Annotated in this window: 14 protein-coding genes; 5 read left to right on the forward strand and 9 right to left on the reverse strand. The window is 43.5% G+C overall.

Annotation, left to right across the window (positions count from 1 at the left end; all coding sequences use genetic code 11):
- Nucleotides 1–51 precede the first annotated feature (51 nt).
- The 4 genes from NG821_RS01055 to NG821_RS01070 all read right to left on the reverse strand — a co-directional run bounded on the left by NG821_RS01055 (nt 52) and on the right by NG821_RS01070 (nt 6,353).
- A complete protein-coding gene (locus tag NG821_RS01055; RefSeq protein ID WP_394802046.1) occupies nt 52–2,388 on the reverse strand; it encodes a DUF349 domain-containing protein in 2,337 nt (778 codons plus the stop codon).
- Nucleotides 2,389–2,552: 164 nt separating this feature from the next.
- Complete coding sequence (locus NG821_RS01060) at nt 2,553–3,479, reverse strand: magnesium transporter CorA family protein (protein WP_252759810.1); 927 nt, start codon at nt 3,477–3,479, stop codon at nt 2,553–2,555.
- Nucleotides 3,480–3,746: 267 nt separating this feature from the next.
- The gene (locus NG821_RS01065) at nt 3,747–5,201 is read right to left on the reverse strand and encodes an aminoacyl-histidine dipeptidase (protein WP_252759811.1); all 1,455 of its coding nucleotides are present in this window, start codon (nt 5,199–5,201) and stop codon (nt 3,747–3,749) included.
- Between the two features lie 132 nt (nt 5,202–5,333).
- Nucleotides 5,334–6,353 carry a lysylphosphatidylglycerol synthase transmembrane domain-containing protein gene (locus tag NG821_RS01070; protein ID WP_252759812.1) on the reverse strand — a complete coding sequence of 340 codons (1,020 nt, stop codon included), beginning with the start codon at nt 6,351–6,353 and terminating at the stop codon, nt 5,334–5,336.
- Between the two features lie 609 nt (nt 6,354–6,962).
- Between NG821_RS01070 and rsmA the strand changes: the two genes are divergently transcribed.
- The 5 genes from rsmA (at nt 6,963) to NG821_RS01095 (ending at nt 12,261) form a co-directional block, all read left to right on the forward strand.
- Complete coding sequence (rsmA, locus tag NG821_RS01075; protein WP_252759813.1) at nt 6,963–7,772, forward strand: 16S rRNA (adenine(1518)-N(6)/adenine(1519)-N(6))-dimethyltransferase RsmA; 810 nt, start codon at nt 6,963–6,965, stop codon at nt 7,770–7,772.
- Nucleotides 7,773–7,966: 194 nt separating this feature from the next.
- A complete protein-coding gene (gene frr / locus NG821_RS01080; RefSeq protein WP_252759814.1) occupies nt 7,967–8,527 on the forward strand; it encodes a ribosome recycling factor in 561 nt (186 codons plus the stop codon).
- A complete protein-coding gene (rsgA, locus tag NG821_RS01085; RefSeq protein ID WP_252759815.1) occupies nt 8,527–9,459 on the forward strand; it encodes a ribosome small subunit-dependent GTPase A in 933 nt (310 codons plus the stop codon). Before frr ends, rsgA begins: the two co-directional genes overlap by 1 nt.
- Nucleotides 9,460–10,319: 860 nt before the next feature.
- Nucleotides 10,320–11,537, forward strand: a complete 1,218-nt coding sequence (locus NG821_RS01090; protein ID WP_252759816.1) for an MFS transporter — start codon at nt 10,320–10,322, stop codon at nt 11,535–11,537.
- Between the two features lie 415 nt (nt 11,538–11,952).
- Nucleotides 11,953–12,261: a hypothetical protein gene (locus tag NG821_RS01095; protein WP_252759817.1), complete on the forward strand. Its 309-nt coding sequence runs from the start codon at nt 11,953–11,955 to the stop codon at nt 12,259–12,261.
- A gap of 52 nt (nt 12,262–12,313) precedes the next feature.
- Here the strand turns inward: NG821_RS01095 and NG821_RS01100 are convergent, their stop codons facing one another.
- The 5 genes from NG821_RS01100 to NG821_RS01120 form a co-directional block, all read right to left on the reverse strand.
- Nucleotides 12,314–13,258, reverse strand: coding sequence for a HipA domain-containing protein (locus NG821_RS01100; RefSeq protein ID WP_252759857.1), 945 nt, complete (start codon nt 13,256–13,258; stop codon nt 12,314–12,316).
- Entirely contained in the window at nt 13,258–13,584 is a 327-nt protein-coding gene (locus tag NG821_RS01105) for a HipA N-terminal domain-containing protein (RefSeq protein WP_252759818.1), read from the reverse strand. Before NG821_RS01105 ends, NG821_RS01100 begins: the two co-directional genes overlap by 1 nt.
- The gene (locus NG821_RS01110; protein ID WP_252759819.1) at nt 13,581–13,799 is read right to left on the reverse strand and encodes a helix-turn-helix transcriptional regulator; all 219 of its coding nucleotides are present in this window, start codon (nt 13,797–13,799) and stop codon (nt 13,581–13,583) included. Before NG821_RS01110 ends, NG821_RS01105 begins: the two co-directional genes overlap by 4 nt.
- Nucleotides 13,800–14,031: 232 nt before the next feature.
- Nucleotides 14,032–14,538, reverse strand: a complete 507-nt coding sequence (locus NG821_RS01115; protein WP_252759820.1) for a hypothetical protein — start codon at nt 14,536–14,538, stop codon at nt 14,032–14,034.
- 23 nt (nt 14,539–14,561) lie between these two features.
- Nucleotides 14,562–16,754 carry a peptidase domain-containing ABC transporter gene (locus NG821_RS01120; protein WP_252759821.1) on the reverse strand — a complete coding sequence of 731 codons (2,193 nt, stop codon included), beginning with the start codon at nt 16,752–16,754 and terminating at the stop codon, nt 14,562–14,564.
- Nucleotides 16,755–16,775: the final 21 nt, after the last annotated feature.

The following is a 16,775-nucleotide window of genomic DNA, read 5'->3' on the forward strand; positions in this document are numbered from 1 at the left end:
TTAGACCACGTGAAGGGAAGGAACATTGTCCTTTCCTTCAAACTCTAAATTCTAATTCTCAGCAGGCTTAGATTCGCTCTTGCTGTCAGCAGGTTGATCAACCTGCTTTTCGGCAGCCGGAGCTACCTTCTCAGTTGGTGTAGGAGTTGCTTCTGCTGCTGGTGCTGAAGATATCTTTTCAGCAGGTGTAGGAGTTACTTTTGCTGCTGGTTTAGGAGCTGCTTCTGCAACTGGTGCAGAAGATACCTTTACCGATTTAGGAGTTGCCTTTGCAGCAGTTTTACCCGCAGCAAACTCTCTGTTTTTCTGGTCGATAGCCTTGATCTGCTGTCTCACCAGTTCCAGATTATCCTTCTGCCTCTGCACTTTCCGGTTCATTTCTTCGATCAAACTGTTTCCCTTTTTGCTTGCGGCATTCAGGAATCCAAGATTGTTCTCGTAGGTATTGATCTCCTGCTTCAGAGACTCGTACCGATGCATCAACCGTGCACGCTCATTGCCAAGGGCATCCTCACCCCTTTGGGCGACATTCTTCAAACTGCTTCTGAAGTTCTCCAGTCTATGGCGGGCTACAGAAACATGCAGATTAGTATAGATCTGATCCAAGACATCATGATAAGCCTTATAGACTTTATCCTTATCCTTATAGGGGACGTGTCCCGTCTCATTGTATTCACTGACCAGTTTCTGAACCACCTCCTGGACTTTGTCCCCAGGATTCTTCAGCAAGTCCTGCAATTTGGCGATGATCTCATTCTTCTTATCCAGATTATCGTGTTCCTCCTTGTGAGAACCAGCCTGAACGGCATTACGAGCCTCGAAGAAATGGTTGCAAGCTGAAAGGAATTCATTCCAAAGTTTGTCGCCCTCCTTCTTAGGAACCATGCCGACCGTCTTCCACTCTTTCTGCAGAGCGATCAGTTTATCAGTAGTAGCATGCCAATCCGTACTGTCAGTCAAAGCCTGAGCTTTTTCCACCAGTGCTTTCTTCTTCTCGAGATTCTCGGCAAACTTTGCCTTCAGCCCTTTGAAATATTCAGCTTTGCCATTGAAAAATTCGTCACATGCAGAACGGAAACGCTGGAAGATTTTCACGTTCATCTTCTGAGGAGCGAAACCGATTTTCCGCCATTCTCCCTGGATTTCGATGATATCCTTCGTATGATGTTCCCAGTCAGAGGCACTTTTATTCTCTTCTTGTGCTATCGCCTCGACCTTCTCGCAAAGGGCCGTCTTTTTCTCCAGGTTATCCTTTTCCTTGGCACGGATCTTTTCGAAATATTCCTGATGTCTCTTGTTGATGACAGTAGAAGCAGCCTTGAACCTTGCCCAGACTTTCTCCCGGAGATCCTTAGCCACAGGGCCCGTCTCACGGTATTCCTGATGCAATTCCTGCAACTGTTGGAAAGCGCTGATGACATCAGTCACATCTGCCAATTTCTCAGCTTCTTCACAGAGTTTCGTCTTCAACTCAAGATTCTTCTTGAAGTCATACTCACGAGCTTCCCTGTTCAGATTCAGCAAGTCATAGAACTGCTCAACGTACAACTGGTAATTTCTCCAGAGTTCATTAGCCTTCTCTGGCGGGACAGCTCTGATCTCCTTCCATTCCTGTTGGAGATTCTTGAATTCCTGATAGGACTTGTTGGCAGCCTCAGGTGATGTTGCCATCGCCTTGATCTTCTCGATAATATTTTCCTTCTTCTTCAGGTTTTCCTCTTTCTCCTCTTCCTGTCTTTCCAGAACTTTGGCACGCTTCTCACGGATGATCTGCATTTCAGCTTTGAAAGCCTCTTCCATATCGTCAGGCAAAGCCGGATAATGGTCAGGATCACCTCCACCGTCAATGTAAGCTTTCATCTTAGCTTCACGGTCAATGTTCAGCAATTTATAGAAAGTGGTCTTCAGATGGTCTACTTCAGCCTTTTCAGGAGCCTCTTTTCCCCGGGCGATTTCCGTTACCCGGTCGAGGACTTCCTGTCTGGTTTTATAGACCTTCTCAGAAGGAGCCGTTTTTTCTGGTTTCTCTTTTGCAGTCGTGGCTTCACTTGTGCCTTCACCTTCTGCCGGGCTCTTGTCCTCAGAAGCCTTGGGGCTTTCCTCTGAGGTCGTCGTATCCCCTTCATCTGCAGTCGGAGCATCGGCCGTTTCCGGTTCGCTTGTTGTTTCCACTGCAGGTTCCGGAGTTGGTTTCACCGGCTCGTCAGGTGCTTGGGAGACAGTGGGTTCCTCAGTCGTCTTTTCAGACTGGAGGTTCTCATGTTCCTCTATCGGTTCTTGCGTTGCCTCTTTTTTCTCAGAAGCAACTTCTTCAGAAGTCGCAGATTGTTCTACCTGATTCTCTTCTTCCATTTTACCCTTGATCGGGGTATTCTCTTGAGAGTCCATCATTTCACAGTTTAGTTTATGACATGGTTTTTCAATGCAAACACATGCGCTGACGCACGGCTGCCAACAAAGCACTCGTATCGAATACAAGACTTATAGTATGCAAACTTATATAAATTTTTTGTAAAAGCCTAAAGAAAAGCAATTTTTCTAACCTATTTTGGCTAAAGCAAACGTTTATAGCGCAAAATACACCAAGATAAGCCTGACACCAAGGCTGAAAGGAAAAGAGCAATCAGGAAACCATAGGGATTACGTTCCAGGCCATTGATCAGATTCATACCCAAAAGTGAGGCTATAAGTGTAGGAAACATCATGATGATACTCACGGAAGTCAACGTCCGCATCGTCGTATTCATATTGTTGTTGATGATGCTCGAATAGGTGTCCATCGTAGACTCCAGAATATTGGAATAAATGCTTGATGTCTCCCTCGCCTGCATCATCTCGATATTGACATCTTCTATCAGATCCGTATCCAGTTCATCCACCTGCAACTTGAATTTCAATTTCTGCAGCAAACTCTCGTTTCCTCTGATGGAAGTGATGAAATAAGTCAACGAATCCTGCAACCGGCTCAGTCCGATCAAACTCTCGTTGTTCACCTCACGGTCCAGGTTGTGCTTGGACTTTTCAATCAGCGAATTGATCTGTTTCAGACGCTTCAAATACCACACGGAGGAAGAGAGGAAAAGGCGGAAAATCAAATCGACGTAATCCGTGAAACCGACACCGCGCTTCTGCTGATAACTGACAAAGTCTATCATCATGTTCGTCTCGTAGTAACACACGGTAATCGTGACATTTCCCTTATGGATAATGCCCAAAGGCACCGTCGTATAAGGCGTCCGCGAACGGATTTCCTTCACGTATGGGATACGGAGGATGATCAGCATCCAGCCGTCATCATAGTCATAACGTGCACGCTCATCAGTATCACTGATATCCGAAAGAAAATAATCGGGAATATGGTATTCCTCTTCCAACAACTGTTGGTCTCCCTCACTGGGACAAGTAACTTGAATCCAGCAATCCGGCTTCCATGAGTCGATTGCCTTTAGGCTTTTATTGATATTCCAAAATGTTCTCATCGTGCTAATCTCCATAAAAAAATCAGGGTATGGGAATTAGCATTTTGAGTAATCCTCACACCTGACAATTCTTATATGCCGCGTGATAATCGTCCATTTAAACTTCCAAATTTTAATAGTTTTGCAAAAGTACGTAAAATAATCCGTAAACGAGACAAAAGACAGGAAATAATTCGAATTATTTCCTGTCAGACAACTCCTTTACAACATTGATGACGATTGGCATTCCTGAGATGCCGAACGGGTGTTTGTCACCTGCTCCCGACCTTATTTCTCAGGAATCTCTGCCAGAACTTCCTTGACCAACTCCCAGTATGGAGGGATGGAAGAGATCTGGCAGCGCTCACTGGTCGTATGCGGCGAGTAGATCGTAGGTCCGAAAGAGACGATATCCAGTCCCGGATATTTGCTCAGGATGACAGAGCATTCCAGTCCCGCATGATCTGCCTGAATGACCGGATCTTTCCCATTCTGCTCCCGATAGACCTTCTTGACCAATCCGACAATAGGGCTTTCAGGAACAGGGTCCCAGCCTCCGTAATCTCCGCTTGTCGTCGTCTTCATGCCTGCCATGCTGAAACAACTCTCGAGTTGCTCCACCATATAGGCTTTCATATCTTCACGAGAAGAGCGGACCAGGATCTTGAACTTTGCCTGATGGTCATCTATCTCAATGATGGCCAGATTGCTGGAAGTTTCCACAACATCAGGATAGGCAGGGACCATGCGGAGCACACCATTATGGCAAGCATAGATCGCATCTATCAGGTTATCCTGTATCTCTTCCGGCACACGGGTAGCAGGTGCAGCTACCTCTTCGACAAAGAACCTCACGTCCTTTTCGATACCTTTGAATTCCTCTTCGATCAACTGTTTTTGATGGCTTACCATCTCACTGAGCGCACCGATATTTTTCTTTGGCAATGCCAAGACGACCTCTGCCTGGAAAGGAATAGCATTGCGCATGCTGCCCCCATTCCAAGACACCAGTCGGGCGCCAGCTTCAGCGATGGCACGCCGTACAAGTCTTGCCATTTCCTTATTGGCATTTGCACGTCCGGCATTGATTTCCAGACCGGAATGTCCTCCGCGCAGGCCTTTCAGAGTCACCTTTACAGCCCCGTCAAGGACATTTGCTTCAGCCTTATAATCGAGTTCGGCTGTCACATCAACGCCTCCAGCAGAACCGACAGTAAACTTTCCCCAAAGTTCGGAATCGAGATTCAGGAGAATATCGGCCTTCAGCTCCCCTTCCGGCAAGTCATTGGCACCATACATGCCTGTTTCCTCATCTCGGGTAATCAGCACCTCTATCGGGCCATGCTTCAGGTCTTTACTCTCTAGGACAGCCATCGCCGTAGCGACCCCCATGCCGTCATCAGCGCCAAGAGTCGTACCTTTGGCTTTGACCCAATCGCCGTCGACATAAGCGTCTATCGGGTCTGTCTCGAAATTGTGAGTACTCTCCGGAACTTTTTGAGGGACCATATCCATGTGACCTTGCAAGAGAACGGTCTTGCGGTTCTCCATTCCAGGCGTAGCAGACTGGCGCATGACGATATTACCGGCAGGATCCTCAAAAGCCTCGACTCCGACCTGCTTGGCAAAATCAAGCAGAAACTGGCGTATGGCATCCAAATGCCCTGAAGGTCTGGGAACCTGTGTCAATGCATAGAAATTATGCCAGATGATTTCCGGTTTTAAATTCTTGATTTCTTCCATAATTATTGTATTTAAGTTGAAACTTCCATCGCGCTTTCCCCGGAACAATATTCCGATGAATAGGAAAGTATCTTATCCCTGTTTGCATCTCAAAAAGATCAGGTCATCATGGTTGCTCTGAACCATGTTCTCCTATTGTATATTAGGTTTCTTATCTGTCAGTATTGCTTTTTTCTTCGTCGTAAAAGACAAAGCCAGCCAACCGTAAATTCCAATCAATACCACCAGCAAGGTCTGTATGCTGTGTACGATAAGCACAAAATTAAGGGCATCCGTTGCCGTCACCCCATACAATATCAGCATGGTCTTAACTGCGAAATGCCAAGGCCCTGCCCCATTAGGAGTGGGCACGATCACGGCAATGCTGCCTACGATGAAAGTGACCAAGGCGCAGGACATACTCAGGTGGGAAGTCGCCTGGAAACAGAAAAATGTCAGGTAGTAATGCAGGAAATAACTGCCCCAGATAGCCAGGGTGAAGAAGATGAACAATGGAGCATTCCTCACTTTCTTCAACGACATGACTCCCTGCCAGATTTCCTTCACGGCATCCTTCACCTTATTATATATAGAGAGTTTCTTCAGCAGGAAGTAGAGCAGTCCGATTGCCATCACACCGCATACGCCTGTCACGAGATACCCCGTGAACGTAAACCTACTGAAAAAAGAACTCATGCTCGTACCCGTCTTCCGGAAAAAGGTGTGGAAAAGTGGAATCTGATAGAGGATAGTCAAAAAGGTCACGATCATGATCAACAGCGAATCTATCGCCCGCTCTATCATCACCGTACCTAAAGCCTTCGGGAAAGAAACGCCGTCCCATCGCCTGAGGATGCCACAACGGGCAAACTCCCCTATTCTGGGAACGACCAGACTCGATGCATACGACACAAAGATGGAGTTGACACTTACAGATGTCCGCGGGTGCTCTCCCACCGGCTCCAGTGTCTGACGCCAACGCCACCCGCGAAAAGCCTGGGCAAGGACGCCAAAAGGCAGAGACAACAGCATCCACCCCCAATTCATCTTGTGCAACATCACATATTCCACTTGCTTGAAGTTGAAGCCCCTATACATCCAATAGAGAATGGCGCCACCGAGAAACAACGACAGTACCACCTTGAATGCCTGATTTAAAGCCTTCTTCTTCATATCCTGCAAAGTTAGGTAAAATAAATGAAAAGGAAATATTTTTTCAGACTATATTGGGTAAATAGGGGCAAAATGGGCACTTGGAACACGTATGAACTTGATTAAAATCAATAAAGAAGCCGAAAGAATCATTTTCAATTGGAATTGTTATCGCACACAATTAAAAGTTCATACCTTTGCAATCGAAAGAGAGATAAAGATGAAAAGAAGATAAAAGGATAACAAGAGTGAGAATTGAGAGTATTAGTAGAAAAAAGATTGTTTAATTTAAAGGTAAGAAGATTATGGTAACATTAATTTCAGCAGCTATTGTAGCAATTATGATTGCACAAGCTATTAAGGTAAACGGTAAGATAAACATGAGTAACAAGTAATCTTGCCAAATTTGAAAGAAAGCATTTGAAACAATACAAAAAGGCGAAGCGATGAGAATTGCTCCGCCTTTTTTCGTGCCTTATTGTATGAGGGTTCTGATAGAGTCTCTTCCTTTGCTCCGGCATAACGGAACCGGGTAGGCCGAAAGTATTTCCTGCACCGGAGTATGATTTTCCGATCGGCTGCCAGTTTTATCAACAAGATTTACTATTTTTGCAAAAGAAATTCAAAAACATGAACAAAGTTAGACCCAAGAAAAATCTCGGACAGCACTTTCTGACAGATTTGAGCATTGCGCAGCGTATCGCCGACACCGTCGATGCCTGTCCTGCAATTCCGATTTTGGAAGTTGGTCCGGGCATGGGCGTCCTCACTCAATATCTCATGCAGAAATCACGGGAATTGAAAGTCGTCGAGATCGATACGGAATCCGTGAACTACCTCCATGAGCATTTCTCCGTCATGAAAGAGAACATCATCGGTGAAGATTTCCTGAGGATGGACCTTTCCAAGGTATTCGACGGCCGCCAGTTTGTCCTGACAGGCAATTACCCGTATGATATCTCCTCCCAGATCTTTTTCAAGATGCTTGACTATAAGGATATCATCCCTTGTTGTACGGGTATGATCCAGCGGGAAATGGCACAGCGGATTGCCTCCCCACCCGGAAAGAAAGCCTACGGCATCATCTCCGTGCTCATACAAGCCTGGTATAATGTGGAGTATCTCTTCACCGTTGACGAAGATGTCTTCAACCCGTCTCCAAAGGTCAAAAGTGCAGTGATCAGAATGACGCGCAACAAGGTCACACATCTGGACTGTGATGAAAAACTCTTCAAGCGACTGGTCAAGACTGTATTCAACCAACGCCGAAAAATGCTCAGAGTCAGTTTCAGGCAAATGTTCCGTAAAGATCAGATCGACAAGGACTTTATCTCTCAGGAGATCATGACTAAAAGACCGGAACAACTCTCCGTCGCAGAATTCGTCCATCTGACGAACCAGGTGGCAGAGCAATATCAAAAACTCGGCATTCCTTTTTAAGAGGATCAGATACAACATGCGGCTATCTGCCGATGAATGCGAGTTGGAGAGTTACTGTAATCTTGTCCTTAATGGAGGGAAAAGAGATTCCTAAGGAACCGATTTAACGCCGGCTTGTCAAAAATGCCGGTAAACAGTTGCACAATCGAAATATTATCTCTAATTTTGTCAATACGAATCTAATATAAAATCTTATGATAGACGTTAAGCAAACACTAAGAAGTGCAGAAGACCGTATGAAGAAAGCCACAAACTTTCTTGAAGAAGAATTGGCGCGCATTCGTGCAGGACGCGCCAACACAGCCATCCTCGATGGCGTGAAAGTAGAATCTTACGGACAGACAGTACCCCTGAATCAAGTTGCCAGCATCACGATCCCTGATGCCCGCTCTATTGTGATCCGCCCTTGGGACCGCAAGCAAATCAAAGCTGTAGAAAAGGGTATTATGGACTCTGACGTGGGCATCACACCTGAGAACAACGGTGAAGTGATCCGCCTGAATCTCCCTCAACCTACTGAGGAACGACGGAAAGATCTCGTCAAACAGTGCAATAAGATGGGAGAAAAGACCAAGGTGGAAATCCGCAGTGTCCGCAGTGAATATAAAGAAAAACTCAAAAAGGGTACAAAGGACGGACTTTCTGAAGATCTGGAAAAAGACGCCGAAGACAAACTCCAGAAGGTGCATGACAAGTACGTCAAGGATGTAGACCTCTTGCTGGCTGACAAACAGAAAGAGATTATGACGGTATAATGAAAGGACTTGTCATCAAGAATACCGGCAGTTGGTATACGGTCAAGACACTCGACGGGCATATCGTAGAGAGCAAGGTCAAAGGCAATTTCCGCCTGAAAGGCATTCGCTCTACAAATCCCGTGGCAGTGGGTGACCATGTCGAAATCACGAAGAATCCTGAGGGGACGGCTCTCATCACAGCCATCGAAGACCGGAAAAATTATATTATCCGGAAAGCCCCCAACTTGTCCAAACAGAGTAACATACTGGCTGCCAACCTCGACCTCGCCCTTCTGATGGTTACAGTCAACTATCCCGTGACGAGTACAACTTTCATCGACCGTTTTCTGGCTGGTGCCGAAGCCTATCGAGTGCCTGTCACCCTAGTTTTCAACAAGCATGACTTGTTAAGTGATGATGAAATCCATTACCAAAGAATGATGATGGATCTCTACGACCATATCGGTTATTCCTGTATAGAGATCCAGGCAAAAAGCGGTGAAGGGATAGAAGCACTGAAACCTCTGCTGAAAGACAAGGTCACACTGGTCAGTGGAAACAGTGGCGTGGGAAAATCAACACTCATCAACCAACTCGTACCCCAAGCTCATCTCCGTACTTCAGAGATCAGTGAAGCACACAATACAGGTACGCACACCACGACATTCAGCGAGATGCTCGAACTGCCTGAAGGCGGCTATATCATTGATACACCGGGCATCAAAGGATTCGGAACTTTTGACATCGAACCTGCAGAACTGTCGAGTTATTTCCGCGACATCTTCGAGTTCTCTAAGCAATGCCGCTTCTCGGATTGCACGCATACGAACGAACCCGGATGCGCGGTAAAAAAAGCTGTGGAAGAGCATTACATCGCAGAGAGCCGTTACAATTCTTATCTCTCCATGCTGGAAGACAAGGACGAAAACAAATACAGAGAGGCCTATTGACTTTCTTCAAATGAAAGTATCTTTTTCGACAATAACTGCCCTCTGTATCTCATACTTTAAAGAGTATTGTTTCGGTTGATCCGTCCACAAACAACAGGCAATTCGTGAAGCCTTAATTTTCTGTTCCGTTAAAACCACCTGATGTGAATTGACATTCTTATCGTGTCTGGGCAAGGAAAGTTTCAGACACTTTATCACATCTATTTCTTCGCTTTTGCCGCGTACAGTTCAGAAAGGTTACGAGCAAATTACCATTAGATCATTCTAAAGCCATTTGAGCATTTTATTCCTTTCTGATAGATCCTATTTATTGGATAAAACCGAATAAGTGACAGGCCATTCACTTGATAGGTCTACCCAATATAAGGGCGTAATGAAAGAAACACTTAAGGCTCCATACTTTATTTCGTTATCATAAGAACACAAAAATCATTCAATTTACACCCGACCAGGTATCTTAAGGAAAAGAACAGATTACACCATCTTCGGAAAAAGAGACATCAGAGGTCAGTCATTAAAGCACAAATAGAAGAATATTCCGCCACAAATCAATCATAAAGATATGTTTTTCAAATAAAATATAATCGTTTTGATTCGTTTTAATTCTATTTTTTATACCTTTGCACAGAATAAAGATAAAGAAAAAGGTAAAAAGAGGATTAACGGGGAATTTCATTATCTGAAAAAGAAGGCTTAACTATAAGGGTATCCGCCAATTCTAGTTGCCATTCTTATAAATGTGAAGACTTGATTTTCAGAAATGAAAAATGATGATGCGAGGTCTTTTGATTTGAGGAAAAGAACAATATCTATTATTCACCTTGTGCCCGGCATAAACGGACACATAATATTTTAATTACATGAGTAAGAACAAGTTTCTGGTACCGCTGATTTACATTGGTATCATGTATTTTACGGTAGGATTCACGCTCGGGATAAACAGCTATCTCGTCCCTTTATTGCAGTCAGCACTCAAAATTTCGGCAGGTCAGTCCTATCTTGTTCTGGCGGCTAACTTTGCTGCTTTCCTACTGTTTTCCTATCCGGCATCACTTCTGATCAGGCACATTGGTTATAAGCGCACCATGTCACTTTCTTTTCTGTTTTATGCCATCGGATTTTTACTTTTCATCCCTTCCTCAGCCCTGCGCTCACTGGGTCTTTTCCTCTTGGCATCCTTCATCTCCGGCACAGCTAATGCCACGTTACAATCAGCCATCAATCCCTATGTGACCATCCTAGGTCCAATCGACAGTGCCGCCAAGCGCATGAGTCTTATGGGAATCTGCAATTCCTGTGCCTGGGCTATCGCCCCAATCGTCCTGGGCATCATCATAGGCAAACCCATCAAGGAAGTGTCCCTCAATGATACTTCCCTACCTTTTATTTTCATCTCAATCTTTTCTGTCATCTTAGCCGTCATCATGTACAAATCACCTCTGAAAGAAATCAAAGCTGTCGGAGAAGATGAAGGTCATGTGGAAGACTGCCCCTACGCTGCATCAAAGAAATCAATATGGGAATTTCCTCATCTCATACTCGGTGCCATCACCCTGTTCCTCTATGTCGAAGTGGAAACCATAGCAAGAGCTACACCCGTCGATTATGCTACAAATCTGAATTTGGCAAATCCTGACTATTACGCCATATTGCCAAGCATTGGTATGGTAGTCGGCTACATCTGTGGAATCTTCCTTATCCCCAAATACCTCTCACAGAACAAGGCCCTTCGCATCTGTTCCTTCATTGCCATCATAGGTTCACTGCTCGTCATACTCGCCCCACCCGACCTGTCCATCTACTGTATCACCTTCATCGCCTTAGGATGTTCACTGATGTATCCTTCACTATGGCCTTTAGCAATAGTCGACCTGGGGAGATTTACCAAGACAGGTTCATCCCTGTTAGTCACCAGTATTGTCGGTGGAGCCGTCATTCCGACGATATTCGGTTTCATGAAAGATTCCTTAGGCAATCAGAATGCCTATTGGATATGCGTCCCCTGTTTTCTGGTAGTGATGTTCTATGCCTTTTACGGGTATAAGATCCGCACTCATGAGGCCCAAACGACCAAGTGAAATTCCATCCAGTCGGCCATCGACAAGATATTTGCGGAATCAGCAAGACATTCTATTTCATTTCACATCAAATAAATCCGGAATAGTATGAAAGATAAAACTTTTTCAAAAGGTTTCTAAAACTCGATTTAATCATTTAACTTTTAGCACTCGCCTAATTCAATTGGTAGACAAGACCGTCTCACGATTGGATTAGGTTTTTTATTGTTATGATGAACCTAGTCTCACCGATATCCTTCGTGTTTTCCACGCCATTATCCAATCATTTTCTTATTGTCCATTCCACCAATATGATGATACATCCCCTATCAACCCCATTTAGAACCATTTTTTCAAGTGAAACAAGAAAAACGGAATTCAGATAGTCCTCTTTAAATCAAAAATATTATCTTTGTTGAACTTAAAGAAAGAACCAATGAATGATTTAAATATAGAATCCGTTTATCAGCAGATTGCTTATGGAATCCGGGAGTTAGTAGAAGGAGAAGGCAGTTCCGGTAGGATTCTTGGGATGGAAGTCGATTCCGTCAATAATGCCATTGTGGTTAAACTTGCAGAAATGTCAAAAGCATTTCAAAACACTTTAATAGAAGAAATCAAAGAAGATCTCAAAGACTGGAGGGTCAATCCCTTCACAGAAGTCGTCTATGAGGGGAACCAAAAACTTGTTTTCTATCTGAAGGACGAAGACCAAATATTGAAGGCCTATCGAAGTCAGATGTGAAGAAATATTTAAAGAGAAAGGCTTTGGGACAAATAAACAAAAGAAAGGACCTTTACAACTTCTCTAATATAGTAAGACGCTTACTTACGAGTTCCTTGTATTTTTCTTTCTGTTGCTTAGCAATGAATGATGCATCAATACAATTGAACCATTTGGCTTTAAGGATCGTAAAATGACGCAAAAGTCTCTTAGCTACTCGCTCTGACACTCCCGTTGCCTCCATAGCCTCCATAAAGTCCATTGCAAGCAATTTCTTTTGAAAGCCATTAAGTGATAAAGCCAGTTCTTCTGTGTCTTCAGGCATGACAATAGCGGTTGCCACTTGATCATAAGTAGGTGTCAGGACATATTTTCCATTCTTTGGGCTGTACAGGGAGAAGTTCTTCAAGTGCATATCAGCATTGCCTACAATCCAAGCAAACACGACCTGCTCCCAATAGTTGACAATATCCAGTTTGGCAGCACACGAATACTTTTCTATCAGGCGTGTAATCATTTCATAACTGCCCTGGTATTTCTGTTCAGTCAGCTTCCCAGACAATTGACACATATCTTCCATTGGTAATTTCTTTCCTTCTCCTGTACGATCAATCCTGCGAGTAATATAATTCAACTCCCCATCCGGAAACCGGATAAGGGCATGGGGTACGGTTGAAATCCTAGCTATATCAGCAAGATGCATGGTAAGGTCTTCCATCTCCGGGAGACAAATGAACTTTTCGGTCTGGGGTTTCAAGATATATCTGCCCATCACTCCGACGATAGTCAGTCGCTGGGCCTTCCCATTTGCATCATGCTCCAAGTCCATTGACAATTTAGCTTGAACACCAGTTAACGCAGTCCGGTTCTCAACCATTACCAGAGCCAGTTTGTTGATATCTTTCCGTGAATAAGGGAGTACAGGAACTGTTGTACCAAAGAACTTTTTAGCACATTGTGGATGATAATCCACTTCTCCGGCACGCAAAGGCTGATAACAACATAAACATCTTTCCATCATTCCACATCATTGACAGGTTCCACACTTATATTTCCAATACAATCATGACAGCATGTAAGCAACAGTGCCATACGATCACGACGATTGATTTTCCAATTACGCTCAGCAATATTAAGCATCCAACCTTCAGGAATCAATCCGTCAAAGAAAGAAAACAACACATTATTATGGTATAACTCTTTGCGCAAAGGCAAAGTAAGACTTACCGGAAAAGCATCTTTTCTTGACAAATAGTCCGGATCATAAGCAAATGTATATCCTGTTTCATCCTCTGTGAGGATTCCTGCCCTAACGCCACTGACTAAGACTTTACCCTGTCTCATTTACCCTGCCTCCTTTCCAGAGGTACTGCACCTAATTGTAAATTGAACATTTCGAGCACCTGGTTCACTTTGTCCATACGGACAGTAGGCTTTCCCTGCTCCAGTTCCCGGAGGAAACGTAGGCCGACGCCAGACTTGAAGGCAAGGTCTTGCTGAGTAAGGTTATACTCCTTGCGGAGTGCCTTGATTTGTTTGGACAGCCTTGTTTGTTCCATACTGTTATACCTTTTCGGGACAAATATAAGTAAAATAGTTGAAATAAACAAAGAAAAGAACCGAAAGGGTATACTTAAAGGTTCTATTTATCATTTTGTACCCGTTATGGTATAGGAAAACCTATAAAGGTATGGGGGGGCTTACAAACTACAGCCCAGTTTTCAAACTATATATCAAGTGAAAGAACATTATTAACACCTGTCACTATTCTTAAAGGAGACTCAAAAATAATTATCTTGCACTAGTGTCCCCATGGAATATAAGATTTAATAAAGTCTTGTCGCTTACAACCGTCACTGCTTTGAATTTCTGATTAGGTTGTATCACATGTCCATAAACTCTAGGATTCAATACACGTGCAAAAGCTACAAAGTAATTTTCGCCTTCTTTAGTTATCACTCTATCATCAAAAGCATCTGTCGTTGCAACAACCGTTTCGTTCTCACTGAAGCCCTCAAAAGAGATATTGAAACGTCTGTGTTCATGAAACAGATACAAATATCTATAAGGAACTTCTATATTTGCATAATAGTAAGTACTTGGGAAAACCTCAAAATAATGTATGCCTCCACTACACTCTATTGTAAATGGAAAGTGCACTGTTGTCACTACCAATATCATTCCCGCGATAAACAATGTCACTATTGTTATTCCAACGCTTATGAGTCGGGGAGGCACTTTGCCTATTATCTTCCGAACTCGCTCGCTCCTCAATTCAATATTATCAGTTGTTTCCATATCATTCAATATCTTTATTGGTTCTAGTTCCCCAGTTCCAATTGGTTTTTCACTAGATTGTAGTAAACTCCACGCTTCGCAATCAGCTCATCATGACTTCCTGCCTCTGCAACCATTCCTTTGTCTATTGCTATTATTCGGTCGGCATTTCTCACCGTGCTCAGCCTATGCGCCACGATTACCACGGTACGTCCGGCATAAAACTTATCAAGGTTCTCCACAATAGCCCTCTCGTTACTTGCATCTAGGGAGTTTGTTGCCTCATCTAGGAAGATGTAGTCGGGATTTTTATAAACAGCTCTTGCTATAAGTATTCTTTGCTTTTGTCCCTGACTCAATCCAACCCCATCACGACCAATCTTTGTATTGAACTTCAACGGAAGTCCCATAATATAATCTTTTATGCAAGCTATTTCAGCAGCCTTCAGCAACCTTCCCTTATCTATATCCGCGTCATCCACTGCAATGTTGCGTGCTATTGATTCAGAGAAGATCACTCCATCTTGCATCACAACTCCGCACTGTCTGCGCCACCACTTCTTGTTAAGTCGATTAATGTCCGTTCCTCCTACCATGATATGTCCCCCTAGTACGGGATAATATCCAAGCATAAGCCGAACAAGAGTGGTTTTTCCACTACCTGAAGCACCTACTATCGCAGTAACCTTACCCTGAGGTATATGTATATTGACATTGTCCAGCGTCTCTTTCAGAGCGTGCGGATCATACTTGAACATGACATTCTCAATTTCAACACCTTTTCCTGTGTCTTGCAGACTGGTCTGTAAACCAGTTTTTCCGTTCTCGTCATCCACGCAATGGATCTCATTTATGCGTTCAAGACTTATCTTTACGTCCTGTATTGAATAGAAAAAGCTCATAAGCTGTTCTACAGGACTATTTAACTGCCCAATTATATATTGCACGGCAAGCATCATACCAAGGGTCATCTGACCGTGGATCACAGCTGTTGCGGCAACTACAGTAATCACGATATTCTTAATCTCGTTTATGAATATACTTCCCGCCTCTTGCGTCTGCTGTAGTTTCAGACTCTTCATCTGCACACTGAACAGATCAGCCTGCACGTCCTCCCATTCCCAGCGTCTACGTTGTTCACAGTCCTGCAGCTTTATTTCCTGCATGGATGTTATGAACTCGTATGTCTTGTTATTATTTATAGCTTGCTGCTCAAAAAGTTCATAATCAAGTACCTTCCTTCTCCTCAGAAACAACGCCATCCACATTCCGTAAACAACACTACCTATAAGAAATATTGAGAAGACCAACTTGTTATAAAAGAACAGCACTATGGTGAACACCACGAATGTGAGCATTGAGAACATAATGTTCAGTGTCTGCTGTGTCATAAACGTATTCACACGGCTGTGGTCATTCATTCTCTGCATAAGATCACCCATCAGTTTTGTGTCAAAGAAAGACATCGGTAGCTTGAGCAATTTTATAAAAAAGTCACTTACAAGTGAAATATTTATCCTCATACTGATATGGAGTAGCAACCAGCGACGGATAAAATCAATAACCGTACGACTTATCGTAAGCATAAGCTGTCCCAGCAGCACAAGCCATATAAATCTTATATCTTGGTTCTTTATGCCTACGTCAACGATACTCTGTGTCAAGAACGGAAGCACAAGTTGCAGCAGACTGCCAACAATAAGCCCTAACACAATCTGCCCAAAATAACGTCTGTACTGCTTTACATATCCAAACAGAAATCTGAATGAACGTCTCTGTTTATTTTCAGAAACATCTTTATTGCAGCTGTAGAACAAAGGAGTTGTCTGTAGGAACATTGCCACACCTTTCTCCTCACCATTAGATCGTGTACTTACCCAATGACTTTTAAATTCATCTATATTATAAATTATAAGTCCCTTTCCAGGATCAGCAATATGAAACTTTTTACCTCTCTTTACTTTATACAATACAACAAAATGATTCTGATTCCAATGCAGAATACAAGGTAATGAAACGTCAGACAGTTCCTTAACTGTAGTTCTAGCACATACTGAATGCAGACCAATCTCATTGGCAGCTTCGCTAATCCCCAACAGAGAAACTCCTTCGCTTGTGGCAAAGCAAATATTCGACAGGAAGTGGAGAGAATATTCCCTGCCGAAATATTTACTTATCATCTGCAAGCAGGCTACACCACATTGCATTGAATCATGTTGGAGGGAAAAATGTTTCATATAAATTATGATTATTACTCT

The sequence above is a fragment of the Segatella cerevisiae genome (assembly GCF_024054555.1).
Lineage (GTDB): Bacteria > Bacteroidota > Bacteroidia > Bacteroidales > Bacteroidaceae > Prevotella > Prevotella cerevisiae.